This is a genomic window from Bacillus sp. TH19 (assembly GCF_016651075.1).
Taxonomy (GTDB): Bacteria; Bacillota; Bacilli; order Bacillales; family Bacillaceae_G; genus Bacillus_A; species Bacillus_A mycoides.
The window spans coordinates 869506-883430 of sequence record NZ_JAEKEO010000007.1; the positions used below are offsets into that span (position 1 = coordinate 869506).

Here is a 13925-nt window from a genome sequence, read left to right on the forward strand (position 1 = left end):
GAAAGGGGGATGTCGTATGCAAGAGCGATATTCAAGACAAATGTTATTTTCTGGTGTTGGGGAAGCAGGGCAACGGAAAATAAGAGGGAAGCATGTGCTCGTTATCGGTGCTGGTGCACTCGGAGCAGCGAATGCAGAAGCAATTGTTAGAGCAGGTGTTGGAAAAATAACAATTGCGGATCGTGATTATGTAGAATGGAGTAATTTACAAAGGCAACAATTATATACAGAAGAAGATGCGAAGCATTATAAACCGAAAGCAATAGCGGCAGCAGAACATTTAAAGGCAATTAATTCCGAAGTAGAAATTGTACCGGTTGTGACTGATGTAACGGTGCAAGAAATGGAAGAGTTAATTAAAGGTGTAGATTTAATATTAGATGCGACAGATAATTTTGAAACGCGCCTTCTTATTAATGATATATCGCAGATGTATAACGTTCCGTGGATATACGGAGGATGCGTTGGAAGCTACGGAGTAACTTATACAATCTTGCCAGGAAAAACGCCGTGTTTTCGATGTTTAATGGAGCATCCAGCGAGCGGAGCGACATGTGATACGGCCGGTATTATACAGCCAGCAGTGCAATTAGTAGTTGCACATCAAATAACGGAAGCCTTGAAAATATTAGTAGAAGATTTTGAGGCACTTCGTGAAACGATGCTATCATTTGATCTTTGGAATAATCAACAGATGGCATTTAAAGTGAATAGGCAGAAAAAGGATACATGTTTATCCTGTGGAAAGTTACGTACATATCCGAGTTTAACATTTGAAGCACAAACGAAAACAGAAGTATTATGTGGGCGAAATACAGTTCAAATCCGTCCAGGTGTGCGTCAGGGTTTTAATTTAGAGGAAATTAAAAAGCGCTTACAAAAAAGTGTGGATGTAAAAGAAACGCCGTACTTATTATCATTTCCAGTGGAAGAATATCGTTTTGTTTTATTTACAGATGGCAGGGCGTTTATTCATGGTACGAATGATATGAATGTTGCGAAACGACTATATGCAAGATATATAGGTTGAACCTAAAGGGGAATCCTTTAGGTTCAAATGGAAAAGGTAGGATTAAGAATTTCTAATATAATCTCCATTTTTTCCGCCCGTTTTTTCAAGTAAGTACGTTTCGCCAATAATCATACCCTTATCAACGGCTTTACACATGTCATATACAGTAAGAGCAGTAGCGGAAGCAGCTGTTAAAGCTTCCATCTCAACGCCGGTACTACCTTCTGTTTTAACTTTTACTTCAATAAGTAGCCGATATTGTTCTTCTGACTGTTTCCAATCGAAAGAGACGTCAACACCTTTTAATAATAAAGGATGGCACATTGGGATAATATCAGAAGTACGTTTTGCAGCCATAATACCTGCGATTTGTGCGACGGCTAATACGTCACCTTTACCAATTTCGTTGCGTGAGATTTTATCAAAAATTTCTTTTGTAACGAGAATGCTAGAGCATGCTATTGCTGTTCGAACGGTTATTTTTTTGTCACTTATATCAACCATTTTAGCGCGCCCTTGGTCGTTGAAATGTGTGAATGAAGACATGGAATTCCTCCTTGAAGTAATTGCGATTTAATATATAAAGTGTAATCGAGATTAGATATTTTGCAAATATGAGGTGAGAAACAATGGTAGAAAAACGAATCCCGATTCAAGTTGCTGAGGCTGTAGAGCGGGTTATGAAATATGCTAAGCATGGTGAAGTAGAAGAAGTTTCTATTACAGAAAGTTATGGGAGGATTCTTGGAGAGGATGTTGTCTCAGATCACGATGTTCCTCACTTCGATCGTTCTCCTTACGATGGTTTCGCAATTCGAGCAGAAGACACGAAGGAAGCGAGTCAAGAGCATCCGATTGAATTTGAAGTAATAGGGGAAATCGGAGCAGGATCTGTTTTTACAGAAGAAGTAGGGGCTTTTCAGGCGGTTCGTATTATGACAGGAGCAGCTATTCCAGAAGATTGCAATGCAGTCGTAATGCTAGAACTGACGGAAGGATTCGAGAGGAACGAAAGTACATATATGAAGTTAAAACGTCCTTTCCAAAACGGTGACAATGTGTCATTTAAAGGAGAAGATATAAAACAAAATCAAGTCCTCGTTAAGAAAGGTCTTGTAATCAATCCAGGTGTTGCCGCATTATTAGCGACGTTTGGATATAGCACTGTGAAAGTTGTAAAACAGCCTGTTGTCGGTATTGTAACGACAGGAAGTGAATTACTAGAAGTGCATGAGGCGTTAGAGCCAGGGAAAATTAGAAATAGTAACTCTTACATGATTGCCGCTCAAATTATGAAAGCTGGCGGGAAAGTGCGTTACTATGGACAACTTGCCGATGAGTTAGATGCATGTTTTACAGCTGTTAAATCAGCGATGGATGAGGTTGATATTTTAATTACAACGGGCGGTGTTTCAGTAGGGGATTACGACTATTTGCCAGCTATTTATGAAAGGTTACAGGCGAATGTACTCTTTAATAAAATAGCGATGAGACCGGGGAGTGTAACGACAGTAGCTGAAGTTGATGGAAAGCTACTCTTTGGTTTATCAGGTAATCCGTCAGCTTGTTATGTAGGTTTCGAATTATTTGTGCATCCAATTATGAAAACGTATTTGCATGTGAAGGAGCCTCACGTATATAGAACTGATGCTATTTTACAAAAAGATTTCCCGAAACCAAATCCGTTTACTCGTTTTGTAAGAGCAAAAGCGAGTATTGTTAATGGGGCACTACAAGCGATGCCAGTCGGTTTAGATAAATCGAGTGCAGTCTCTTCACTTGCGGATGCAAATGCTTTTATCGTGCTGCCTGGAGGAACGAGAGGATTTGAAGCAGGAATGAAAGTGTCTGTATTATTGTTAGAATGCTCTGAGGGAAGTGATTGGCCGTGGACAAAGCCTCTTCAATCTTACAAATAGTAGGGTATCAAAATAGCGGGAAAACAACACTTGTAGAGAAGATGGTGCATGCATTAACTGAAAGAGAAATGAAGGTTGCTACAATTAAACATCATGGTCACGGGGGCTTTCCTGAAGTAGCGCAAAAAGATAGTGAAAGACACAGAAAAGCTGGTGCTGTAGTAAGTAGTGTAGAAGGTGCCGGATTACTATCTTTGTCCTCTTTGCGAGATGAATGGTCCTTGCAAGAAATTATCCGCTTGTACGAATTTTTTGAAGTAGATACGATTTTAATAGAGGGCTATAAAGCTGAGAACTATCCGAAAGTAGTGTTACTTCGTTCTGCGGAAGACGCTGAACTTTTACATAAAGTAGAAAATATAGCGGCAGTTATTACGTGGTATGATGCTTCGTCAAATGTACGAGAAGAATATAAAGTATTTCATATAACAGAAGAAACATTGTATATAGACTGGTTTTTACAAACGGCTAGGGGTGCAAAATGATAAATACGTATTATGAAGTAATTGATACAGAAATCTCGATTGAAGAGGTGACAAAGAAAGTAGTTCGCCGTGAATGTGGTGCTGTTACAACATTTATCGGGACAGTTAGGGAGTTTACGAAAGGGCGTCGTACACTATACTTAGAGTATGTAGCTTATAAGACGATGGCAGAAAAGATGCTACAGAAAATTGGGTCAGAAGTGAAGGAGAAGTGGCCTGGTACACATGTTGCGATTACGCATCGCATCGGCACGCTGCAAATTTCTGATATAGCGGTTGTTGTTGCTGTATCAACGCCTCATCGCAAAGAGGCTTATGAAGCGAATGAATATATTATGGAGCGTATTAAGCAAATTGTTCCGATTTGGAAAAAGGAGTTTTGGGAAGATGGTGACTCATGGATTGGTGACCAATTAGAAAAAACACCATATCCAGCAGGAGAGCCTGGGAAGGAGTTATAAATATGATTCGAGTATTGTTATTTGCTAACTTGCAAGAAGAAGCAGGAACGAGTGAATTACAAATAGAGAAAGAAAATATTACTGTTGCAGAGTTAAAAGATATTGTTGCGAAAGAATATAATGTACCAGTGTCAGCGCCAATTATGGTTGCGATTAATGAAGAGTACGCAAATGAAGATGACACGATACACTCTGGTGATGTAGTTGCACTAATACCACCAGTGAGTGGTGGTTAATATTGGATTTATGCTATAAAAAACGACTTTCCTAAATAGGGAAAGTCGTTTTTTTATGGCATTTTGGAGAACACTATCTTATAGGAAAAGGAGGAAGTTATGAAAAAGATATGTGTAATGATTGCAATGATATGTTCTGTTTTTTTCTTTTCTCCAAGCAATTCTTTGGCAAAAGAATCGACGGAACAGCTTTTAGAAAGTGCGTTACTGAATCGATATTACTCGGTTATAAGGCAAGTGACAGAAGATCAACATGAATGTGAATCTGTTATAAATATAAAGCGTCTCGGTAAGAAGGATGAGTTCGTTCCTAGATTTGAAATTATGCTACAATTTCTTACGTTTCAAGGTGCACATAATCCGCCGAATGATAAAGTTACACTTACATTGGAAGATAATTTAGATTACGTAAAGATAAAGAAAGTGGAGCGAGAAAAGAATGTTTCTGGTGCTATTGTAGAAAAGATTTGTGCACGGAAAAACGAAAAAATAAAAGCTCACTCTAATGATTTAGAGCGGTAATCTATGACATTTTGTAGAGAAAGGTAATGAGCGATGGATATACTTTTAGCGATTTTACCAGCTATATTTTGGGGGAGTATTGTGCTATTTAACGTGAAACTGGGCGGGGGACCGTATAGTCAAACGCTCGGTACAACGTTCGGTGCACTTATCTTCTCAATTGTCGTTTATATTTTTATGAAGCCGGTATTAACTCCGACCGTTATTGGAGTTGGAATTGTATCTGGCTTATTTTGGGCACTTGGTCAAGCGAATCAATTAAAAAGTATTGATTTAATGGGTGTTTCTAGAACGATGCCGATTTCAACAGGGCTTCAATTAGTCGCGACAACATTATTTGGGGTTATCGTGTTTCATGAATGGTCAACGACGATATCGGTCGTTCTTGGAGTTTTGGCGCTCGTTTGTATTATTATCGGGGTTATTTTAACATCGCTTCAAAGTAAAGAAGAGAAAAATGCAGAGCAAGCAGGAAATTTTAAAAAAGGAATTATTATTTTATTAATTTCAACAGTCGGTTATTTAGTTTACGTAGTAGTTATCCGGTTATTTAACGTGAACGGTTGGTCGGCTTTATTACCACAAGCGGTCGGTATGGTATTAGGCGGGATTTTACTCACATTTAAACATCATCCATTCAATAAATATGCGATTCGAAATATTCTTCCAGGATTGACCTGGGCAGCTGGGAATATGTTTTTATTCATTTCACAGCCAAGAGTTGGGGTCGCAACAAGCTTTTCCCTTTCACAAATGGGAATTATTATTTCGACGCTTGGCGGGATTTTTATATTAGGTGAAAGGAAAACGAAGCGTCAATTAATTGGGATTGTTATTGGTATCGTTTTTATCATTGCAGCTGGAATTATGCTGGGGATTGCGAAAGGTTAAGGAGGTATTAAAATGTATAGCGATTTAGAAGGGAAAGTCGTCGTTATTACAGGATCAGCAACTGGTCTTGGAAGAGCCATGGGAGTAAGATTTGCTAAAGAGAAGGCGAAAGTTGTTATTAACTATCGCTCAAGAGAGTCAGAAGCGAACGATGTATTAGAAGAAATAAAAAAGGTAGGTGGAGAAGCGATTGCTGTAAAAGGTGATGTGACGGTTGAGGCAGATGTTGTGAATCTCATTCAATCTGCTGTGAAAGAGTTTGGTACGCTCGACGTTATGATTAATAATGCAGGGATAGAAAACGCGGTACCGTCGCATGAAATGCCGTTAGAGGATTGGAATAAAGTAATTCATACAAATTTAACAGGTGCTTTTTTAGGAAGTCGTGAAGCGATTAAATATTTTGTGGAACACGATATTAAAGGTTCGGTTATTAATATGTCTAGTGTTCATGAGAAAATCCCGTGGCCATTATTTGTGCATTATGCGGCTAGTAAGGGAGGGATTAAGCTTATGACAGAAACGTTAGCGTTAGAATATGCACCAAAAGGTATTCGGGTAAATAATATTGGTCCTGGTGCAATTAATACGCCAATTAATGCTGAAAAATTTGCTGACCCGAAAAAACGTGACGACGTAGAAAGTATGATTCCAATGGGGTACATTGGAAAACCTGAAGAAATCGCAGCAGTAGCAACGTGGCTTGCTTCAGCAGAGGCAAGTTACGTAACTGGAATTACGTTATTTGCAGATGGTGGAATGACTTTATACCCATCGTTTCAAGCGGGGCGTGGGTAATATGAAAGGCCAAAGGGATTTAACTCTTTGGCCTTTTTTACGCAAAAAAAAAATAGCGGTCGGCTATTTTTAAAATTAATGATTGATTGTATCTTGAAGAAATTCTGTTGCTTGATGTTCTGAAACATTCTGTACGAGCGCAACTTCACTAATAACCATTTTACGCGCATTATCTAGCATTTGTTTTTCGCTCGCATTTAATGCTCTTTCTTTATTGCGACGAAGTAAATCACGAACAACTTCTGCACTATCTTGAAGATTGCCGTTCTTCATTTTTTCCATATTCATTGTATATCTTTGTTTCCAAGAGAGTGAGGGGTCTGATTCCCCATGATGAAATTCAAGAAGTATACCATCTAACGTACCTTTATCGACGATATAACGTATACCTGATTTTTGTAATTGATTTATCGGAAGCATTACTTGCATATCTTTACTAATGATGCGTATAACACAATATTGACGCGTAGTGCCTAATATTTCTTTCTCTTCAATTGCTTCGATGATTCCTGCACCGTGCATTGGATAAACGATTTTATCACCAATTTGAAACAAATCATCCACCTCCGTATGTGGTAACTACTTTTAATGATAACATACTAGGATAAAAATGTCAAATTTTATATAATATCACATCTGATATACTGTAGTCAATATATAAAAGTCGTTTTTTTTGTTTGTTTTTTTGCTCTTATAAGTTGAATAAATAGGGGGAATTTTTTTAGAAAAATAGTACAGGCGCAGAAAGAGGGCATATCCACTTATTTTTAAGCATAAAATATAAAATCGCTAATACAATATACCTAAATCCGTTCTTTGCAAGGGAGGGAGAGAAGGTGGGGCGCACAATTAGAATTGATATTACAAATAAAGTTGTAGCTAAATTTAGGCAAGATTATTTGGAATTATATACGAGTAAGTTTATGATAGGTAAGTTTTATGTCTATACTGAAGATAAACAATATGTGTTAGAAGACGGATATATATATGAAGATGGAAAGTTTTATCGCATCATAGATACGCACCGTGGCAATAAACAAGCGGCGGAGGGCTGCGATCTAGGATGGTGTTAACATGATTCGTGTGAAAGTGTTTGATGAAAGTCATGAAAAAGACTTAGAAGACGCTGTAAATGTATTTTTGAAAAAAATTGATGATAGTAACTTTGTAGATATTAAGTACCAAGTCGGTGTTTCTATTAACGATGACGAAAACCAAATTTATTGTTTTTCAGCAATGATCGTTTATAAAGCATAAAAAAGAGCTGGGTGAGCCAGCTCTTTTTTATGTTTTATGTTGGGACAACATGTGTCGGTAATACGTTCATAATAGATTGAGTTGTGCCTAATTTCTTTGTCGCTAAAAGAGGCGCCCCTGTTTCATGGTTTTGGGCATCTGTACACATACCAAGGTGATAACGATCACCTAAAAATGGATCAATATAAAAACCGTTTTTAAAAACTTTATCATTCGGGTGTTTTTCATGGTGAATTTCAGAACAGTTAATGCAATAGAACATAGCTTTCATCTCCTTTTTATTTTTGTTTGAAAAAGTGGGTCGGTAGTCATTTCGCTCCTAAGGAAATGTTGAGGAGAAGAGAAATAACTACCTACCCAAATGGCGGGCATACTCCTTCTGATTTTTACATATCTCGCGTATTGTCCCCGAGGGAAGGAGGAGAGACGAAGTACAGATGAGATAAGTTAGGCGCTTCTCTCAATAGGAGTGATAGAGTTTCATATTGAGGGAATTTTCTATTTTTCATTGCCTTTGTGAGTATATTATGAAGGAATGGTGAGAGGGTGTTTGTCCTGTTGAAAAAATGTTGAGAATTTCTCAACAGTGAAAAAGAGTCTTTCTTGACATGAAACCAAAAGGTGTTATATTGTTAATGTGAAACTAAAAGGTGTTATATTTTAATGCCGAATAAAGGAGATATAAAATGGAACAACAAAATACATTAAATGATATTAAACAAACAATCGTTTTTAACGCGCCTATTCAAAAAGTATGGAATGTAGTATCGACTGCAGAAGGAATTGCGTCATGGTTTATGCCAAATGATTTCGAATTGGCGGTAGGACATGAGTTTCATGTGCAATCACCTTTCGGACCATCACCATGTAAAGTGTTAGAGATTGATGAGCCGAATTATTTATCTTTCTCATGGGACACAGATGGCTGGGTTGTTTCATTTAATTTGAAAGACCTAGGAGATAATAAAACAGAATTTACGTTAATTCACGGCGGCTGGAAACATCCTGATGAAATCCTTCCGAAAGCGAATGCGAAGAGCTCTATTATTCGCGATAGAATGAATGGTGGCTGGGTAGCGATTGTAAATGAAAAACTGAAAAAGGTTGTTGAAGGTTAAGTGTCCTCGTCAGCAGCGAAATATGATGTATTTCAAGCAATTGCTGATCCAACCCGCCGAGAAGTGTTACGATTATTAAGTGATAAAGAGTTACCAATTTCAAAAATAACGGATCATTTTCCGATGAGCCGTACTGCAGTTGTAAAGCACCTTCATATTCTTTCAGAAGCGAATTTAGTGAGTGGAAGAAAGAGTGGAAGAGAGAAGATATATCGTTTGCACCCAGAACCATTAGAGGAATTACAGCAGTGGCTCTCGTACTATGAACGATTTTGGGATAATAAATTGTCCGTGCTTAAACATATTGTGGAGAATGAAGAGTAGATTTTATGCAAAAAGGATGACCAAAATGGTCATCCTTTTTTTATTGTTCACTTGTTTGTTTAGCTGGCTTTAATAGGATCCAAGCGATAATTAATGTGAATACCGCTAATACGAAAGTGCTCATATAAATGACGTGTACACTTGATGCTAATGCGGATTGTGACTCGGTTACCACGTTTGCTGTAGTTCCGCCGTGTCCGCCAGATACAAGATCAAGGTTTTTAATGCCACGTGCATGAATCATCGTATTGAAGATCGTTCCGAAGATTGCAGCTCCTAGTGTTTGACTAAATGTATTAATAAATGTATTTAAACCAACTGCCGTTCCGCGCGTATGGGCCGGTACAGCTGCTTGAATTGTTACCATGTAAATTGGTGTAACAAGCCCCATTCCTAAGCCGAATAATCCGACTGCAACATAAATAAGGAATGATGGTGAATCTGTTGATAATGTAAATAATAAGAAAGTAGCAACTGATAAAATGCTAGCTCCAAGTAAAATAATTTGTTTCGTTTGTAACTTGCCAACTAAGTTACCGGAGAACATAGCACCGAATGTCCACATAACAGGAATCGGCATTAAAATGAGTCCAGCCTCTGTCGCATTTTTTCCTAAAACACCTTGGCTCCAAATTGGAAGATACACTGTAATACTAATAATCATTGCGCCAGCAATAAGTGTTAGTATGTTTATTGTAGATAATGTACGGTTAGAGAAAAGTGCTAGCGGAATTAATGGCTCCGGAGACTTTTTCTCGATGTATAAGAAAATAATGAATGAAACAGCGGCAAAGATTAATAGGCCGATAATTGAAATGTCTCCCCAGTTTTGCTTACTGCTACCTGTTAATAATGCGTATAGTAAAGCAATTGTACTTAATGAGAAAACTGTCGCACCAAGATAGTCGATATGTTGCTTAGCGGCGGACTTAACAGATTCCTTATAAGAAGTGGCAAACATTAAGCAAGCGATAATTCCAAAAGGAACGTTTAAGAAGAAAATATAGCGCCAAGAAAGAGAATCGACTAAAAATCCACCTACTAACGGCCCAATAACACCAGATACACCCCAAACGGCACTCATCCAGCCTTGTGCTTTCGCGCGGTCTTTAGCTTCGCTATATAGATCTCCAATAATCGTCATTGTGATCGGCATAACAGCACCAGCCCCTATACCTTGAAGAGCACGGAAGAAGATTAATTGTTCCATTGATGTAACGACTCCGCAAAGTGCAGAACCGATTAAGAAGATTGTTGCTCCGATGAGCAGAACTTTTTTACGGCCGAATAAATCAGCTAGCTTTCCGTATATTGGAGTCGAAACAGCTGTTGCAAGCATATAGATTGCATATACCCAACTAACAAGTTCGACACCTGACAAATCACTCGTTATACGAGGGATCGCTGTACTAACAATCGTTCCTTCTACCGCAGAAAGAAACGTCATTAGCATTAAAGACATCATGACTTTTTTTCTCATTTGTTTTCCCCTTACCCTTTTTCGAATATTCAACAATATAAAATATAAAGGTACTAAGGTATATAAAGCAACAAAAAAGCAATGGGAAGTTAGGAGGAAGGGATATTTTTGAAGAAACGGTCGACATATTTAAAGTATCGCCGATATAATTTCGTGTATTACTTTGCTATTTCAACATACTAAAAAAAGAAACAGGAGTCCCTGTTTCTTCTTTAATATTGCATTTTTGAATTTTGTCCTGCTGTTGTTCCGGCAATTCGGCCAGTAACAAGGGCAGATGTAATGTTATAGCCGCCAGTATAACCGTGAATATCAAGAACTTCTCCACAGAAGTATAAACCATTCGTGAATTTCGAAGCCATTTCTTTCGGGTTAATTTCTTTAACGGATACCCCTCCGCCAGTAACGAATGCTTTTTCAAGTGACTGCGTACCATTTACATGGACGGTAAATTCTTTAAAATCTTTCACAAGTGCGCGAATCTTCTCATGAGAAACTTGTCCAGCTTGTTCGCTACCGTCAATTTCATTTTTTTCTAATAAGAATAGGAAGTAACGTTCAGGAACATAGCCTTTTAAAACGTTTTTAATTCCTTTTTTCGGATCTTCTTTCATTTGTTTCAGCATGCGCTGGAACAGTTGCTCACTATTTTCTTCTGGCAATGCATCGATACTCATGTGCACTGTGTTCGTTTTAAACTTTTTCATCGCTTTCACAACGAATTGGCTACAGCGAAGAGCAGCAGGACCAGATAGGCCGAAGTGAGTGAAAAGCATGTCCATTTTATGAGAAATGATAACTTTTCCTTTCGGGTTTAATACACTTAAGTTTACATCTCGTAAAGCAAGACCTTGTAATGTGCGGTCACGAATAAACGGTTCGTTTGAAAGAATTGGTACTTCTGTTGGGAAAAGTTCTGTAATTGTATGCCCAGCTTTTTCAGCCCAAGCGTATCCGTCTCCAGTAGAACCAGTTTGAGGAACAGATTTTCCGCCAACAGCGATAACGACGTGATTCGTTTCTAACACTTCACCTGTTTGCAGAATAACAGCCTTCGTTTGACCGTTTTCATACTCAATCGTTTCGACAGGCGTATTCGTACGTATTTTCACACCTAAGTCTTTTAATCGTGTTAACAGTGCATCTACAACAGATTGCGCTTTATTTGATACTGGGAACATGCGGCCATGATCCTCTTCTTTCAGTTGTACACCGAGATTTTCGAAGAATGTAATAATATCTTCATTACTGAAAATAGAAAAAGCACTGTATAAGAAGCGACCATTTCCAGGTATATGTTTAACGATTTCATCAAGTGGTAGACGGTTCGTTACGTTACAACGACCACCACCAGAAATCGCAAGTTTACGTCCTAGTTTATTTCCTTTATCAAGAAGTAAGACGCTTGCGCCTTCTTCAGCAGCACCGATTGCAGCCATTAGCCCTGAAGGACCGCCGCCGATGACAATAACATCATAATGCATAATATATCGACCTCATTTTCTACATTTCCTGCCTAAAAGAATAGCATGTTTTCCCTTAAAAGAAAAATAGAGTGAAGTACTGCTTAAGAGGAGAATTGTGGTACAATACAAAAGTTAGAGTTCAGCATTATCCTGCTATTTATGGGCAATAAGACTACTACCTTAAGATTTTGGAGAAGTAAAGAGGGAGTTAAAGCAGCCTGTAAATGCTTGAATGGTTAGTAGGAGGAGAGTCTCCCACTAATTATAGTTTCACTTTATGTAGATGTAGGAGGATTTTCGTATGTCCGATTCAAAATTTCTGCGCGGAACGCTTATTGTGACGTTAGGGACATTTTTAGTAAAGTTCTTAGGCATGATTTACGTTTTTCCGTTTCATGCATTAGTAGGCACAGAAGGCGGAACGCTCTATACATATGGATACATTCCATATACGATATTTTTAAGTATCGCAACGGCAGGAGTGCCGCTTGCTGTTTCTAAGTTTGTTTCCAAATATAATGCACTTGGAGATTATAAAACGAGCCGGAGAATGTTCCGCTCGGGAATGGTTATGATGATAGTAACAGGAGTTCTTTCCTTCTTAGTACTGTACATGACCGCACCATTATTTGCAGAAGCAATGCTTGGTAAACAAAGTTTACAAAATAAGATAGAAGAAGTTACGACGATTATTCGCCTCGTAAGTTTTGCGCTTATTGTTGTGCCGGCAGCAAGTTTGATTCGTGGTTATTTCCAAGGCCACCAATCGATGGGACCGACTACGGTTTCACAAATTATTGAGCAAATTATTCGTATCGTCTTTTTATTAGCGGGTAGTTTCATCGTTATTAAAGTACTTGGCGGTACAGTAGCAACGGCAGTTGGGGTTGCGACATTCGCTGCGTTCGTTTCAGCAGTTGGAGCACTTGGCGTATTAATTTGGTACTGGTTAAAACGTAAAAAATATTTGGATCAATATTTAATTGAGCAAACTGTACCAGAATCGACGGTAAGTACCGCTCAATTGTTTAAAGAGTTGTTTGCATATGCAATCCCTTACGTTGTAATTGGATTAACAATTCCTTTATATCAACAAATTGATACATTGACATTTAACTCTATTATGCAGGCGATTGGTCAAGGAGATATCGCAGAGCGAGCACTCGGTATTTTCACGATGTGGACGCATAAATTAATTATGATTCCAGTATCACTTGCAACAGCGTTTAGTTTAACGCTCGTGCCAGCGATTACAAAGTCGTTTACTGAAAAGCAATACCGTTATTTGAAATTACAAATTACACAAACATTCCAGGCGAATATGTTTTTAACATTGCCAGCAGTTGTCGGTATTTCTACACTTGCATATCCGATTTACACTGCTTTCTACGATTCAGACCCACTAGGTGGACAAGTATTAATGTGGTATGCGCCAGTTGCATTGTTATTCGCTTTATTCACAGTAACAGCAGCAATTCTGCAAGGGATTAACCAGCAGAAACATGCGATTGTTGCGCTTGTGATGGGTGTTATTTTGAAATTTGCATGTAACGTAATCTTTATTCGTTATTTCGGTACAGTTGGGGCGATTTTGGCTACTGCAGTCGGCTTCTTAGCTTCCGTATGGTATACGAATAGACAAATTAAAAAACACGCACACTATTCATTTGGTGTTGTATATAAGAGAACATTCCAAATTGCAGTCTTAACACTTGTAATGGTTATTGCTGTAAAACTATCACAATGGCTTCTATCCTTCATGATTTCGCCTGATGGCCGTATTGGTGCTCTTATTACAGTTGCGATTTGTGCAGGTATTGGTGGTCTTGTTTACGGATTGTTAGCGATTCGCACAGGAGTACTAGAAAGAGTATTTGGCGGAGAAGCTTTAGAGAAAATCCAGCGTAAACTTGGTAGTAGATTCAAAATAAAGTTGAAATCAAAAGGGGCGTAAAT

18 protein-coding genes are annotated in these 13925 nt (G+C 38.3%); 13 read left to right on the forward strand and 5 right to left on the reverse strand.

What is annotated here, in order from left to right; genetic code table 11:
• Window positions 1-16 precede the first annotated feature (16 nt).
• Window positions 17-1030, forward strand: coding sequence for a molybdopterin-synthase adenylyltransferase MoeB (locus JFU54_RS08210; protein WP_201064206.1), 1014 nt, complete (start codon window positions 17-19; stop codon window positions 1028-1030).
• Between the two features lie 42 nt (window positions 1031-1072).
• Here the strand turns inward: JFU54_RS08210 and moaC are convergent, their stop codons facing one another.
• On the reverse strand, window positions 1073-1558 hold the full coding sequence (gene moaC, locus JFU54_RS08215) for a cyclic pyranopterin monophosphate synthase MoaC (protein ID WP_002129484.1): 486 nt from the start codon (window positions 1556-1558) through the stop codon (window positions 1073-1075).
• Between the two features lie 83 nt (window positions 1559-1641).
• On the opposite strand from moaC, the gene JFU54_RS08220 reads away from it, so the two are divergent.
• The 7 genes from JFU54_RS08220 to JFU54_RS08250 all read left to right on the forward strand — a co-directional run bounded on the left by JFU54_RS08220 (window position 1642) and on the right by JFU54_RS08250 (window position 6324).
• The gene (locus JFU54_RS08220; RefSeq protein WP_201064208.1) at window positions 1642-2931 is read left to right on the forward strand and encodes a molybdopterin molybdotransferase MoeA; all 1290 of its coding nucleotides are present in this window, start codon (window positions 1642-1644) and stop codon (window positions 2929-2931) included.
• Window positions 2895-3416 (forward strand): molybdopterin-guanine dinucleotide biosynthesis protein B, encoded by a 522-nt coding sequence (mobB, locus tag JFU54_RS08225; protein WP_201064210.1) that lies wholly within the window; start codon window positions 2895-2897, stop codon window positions 3414-3416. Before JFU54_RS08220 ends, mobB begins: the two co-directional genes overlap by 37 nt.
• Window positions 3413-3877: a molybdopterin synthase catalytic subunit MoaE gene (moaE, locus tag JFU54_RS08230; RefSeq protein WP_002129479.1), complete on the forward strand. Its 465-nt coding sequence runs from the start codon at window positions 3413-3415 to the stop codon at window positions 3875-3877. The genes mobB and moaE overlap by 4 nt, the downstream gene beginning before the upstream one ends.
• A 2-nt stretch (window positions 3878-3879) precedes the next feature.
• Window positions 3880-4113 carry a molybdopterin converting factor subunit 1 gene (moaD, locus tag JFU54_RS08235; protein ID WP_002067685.1) on the forward strand — a complete coding sequence of 78 codons (234 nt, stop codon included), beginning with the start codon at window positions 3880-3882 and terminating at the stop codon, window positions 4111-4113.
• A gap of 99 nt (window positions 4114-4212) precedes the next feature.
• The gene (locus JFU54_RS08240; protein WP_063218520.1) at window positions 4213-4635 is read left to right on the forward strand and encodes a DUF3888 domain-containing protein; all 423 of its coding nucleotides are present in this window, start codon (window positions 4213-4215) and stop codon (window positions 4633-4635) included.
• A gap of 33 nt (window positions 4636-4668) precedes the next feature.
• The gene (glcU, locus tag JFU54_RS08245) at window positions 4669-5526 is read left to right on the forward strand and encodes a glucose uptake protein GlcU (RefSeq protein ID WP_201064212.1); all 858 of its coding nucleotides are present in this window, start codon (window positions 4669-4671) and stop codon (window positions 5524-5526) included.
• A gap of 12 nt (window positions 5527-5538) precedes the next feature.
• Entirely contained in the window at window positions 5539-6324 is a 786-nt protein-coding gene (locus JFU54_RS08250) for a glucose 1-dehydrogenase (protein ID WP_002015659.1), read from the forward strand.
• Window positions 6325-6399: 75 nt separating this feature from the next.
• Here JFU54_RS08250 and JFU54_RS08255 read toward each other — a convergent pair whose 3' ends face one another.
• Complete coding sequence (locus tag JFU54_RS08255; RefSeq protein WP_002143447.1) at window positions 6400-6879, reverse strand: CarD family transcriptional regulator; 480 nt, start codon at window positions 6877-6879, stop codon at window positions 6400-6402.
• A 281-nt stretch (window positions 6880-7160) separates the two neighbouring features.
• Between JFU54_RS08255 and JFU54_RS08260 the strand changes: the two genes are divergently transcribed.
• Window positions 7161-7397: a DUF2553 family protein gene (locus JFU54_RS08260; protein ID WP_002089059.1), complete on the forward strand. Its 237-nt coding sequence runs from the start codon at window positions 7161-7163 to the stop codon at window positions 7395-7397.
• Between the two features lies 1 nt (window position 7398).
• Entirely contained in the window at window positions 7399-7581 is a 183-nt protein-coding gene (locus JFU54_RS08265; protein WP_000621751.1) for a sporulation protein Cse60, read from the forward strand.
• A gap of 34 nt (window positions 7582-7615) precedes the next feature.
• Here the strand turns inward: JFU54_RS08265 and JFU54_RS08270 are convergent, their stop codons facing one another.
• On the reverse strand, window positions 7616-7843 hold the full coding sequence (locus JFU54_RS08270; RefSeq protein WP_002129470.1) for a DUF3973 domain-containing protein: 228 nt from the start codon (window positions 7841-7843) through the stop codon (window positions 7616-7618).
• Window positions 7844-8267: 424 nt separating this feature from the next.
• On the opposite strand from JFU54_RS08270, the gene JFU54_RS08275 reads away from it, so the two are divergent.
• Both JFU54_RS08275 and JFU54_RS08280 read left to right on the forward strand, forming a co-directional pair.
• Window positions 8268-8699 (forward strand): SRPBCC family protein, encoded by a 432-nt coding sequence (locus JFU54_RS08275; protein ID WP_002015664.1) that lies wholly within the window; start codon window positions 8268-8270, stop codon window positions 8697-8699.
• Window positions 8700-9023, forward strand: coding sequence for an ArsR/SmtB family transcription factor (locus JFU54_RS08280; protein WP_002015665.1), 324 nt, complete (start codon window positions 8700-8702; stop codon window positions 9021-9023). It abuts the gene before it with no gap.
• A gap of 40 nt (window positions 9024-9063) precedes the next feature.
• On the opposite strand, the gene JFU54_RS08285 is transcribed toward JFU54_RS08280, so the two are convergent.
• Both JFU54_RS08285 and JFU54_RS08290 read right to left on the reverse strand, forming a co-directional pair.
• A complete protein-coding gene (locus JFU54_RS08285; protein ID WP_002164945.1) occupies window positions 9064-10503 on the reverse strand; it encodes an MDR family MFS transporter in 1440 nt (479 codons plus the stop codon).
• A 212-nt stretch (window positions 10504-10715) separates the two neighbouring features.
• Window positions 10716-11987: a BaiN/RdsA family NAD(P)/FAD-dependent oxidoreductase gene (locus JFU54_RS08290; RefSeq protein ID WP_201064213.1), complete on the reverse strand. Its 1272-nt coding sequence runs from the start codon at window positions 11985-11987 to the stop codon at window positions 10716-10718.
• Between the two features lie 283 nt (window positions 11988-12270).
• Here JFU54_RS08290 and JFU54_RS08295 point away from each other — a divergent pair, with 283 nt between their 5' ends.
• Window positions 12271-13923, forward strand: coding sequence for a putative polysaccharide biosynthesis protein (locus JFU54_RS08295; protein WP_002129465.1), 1653 nt, complete (start codon window positions 12271-12273; stop codon window positions 13921-13923).
• Window positions 13924-13925: the final 2 nt, after the last annotated feature.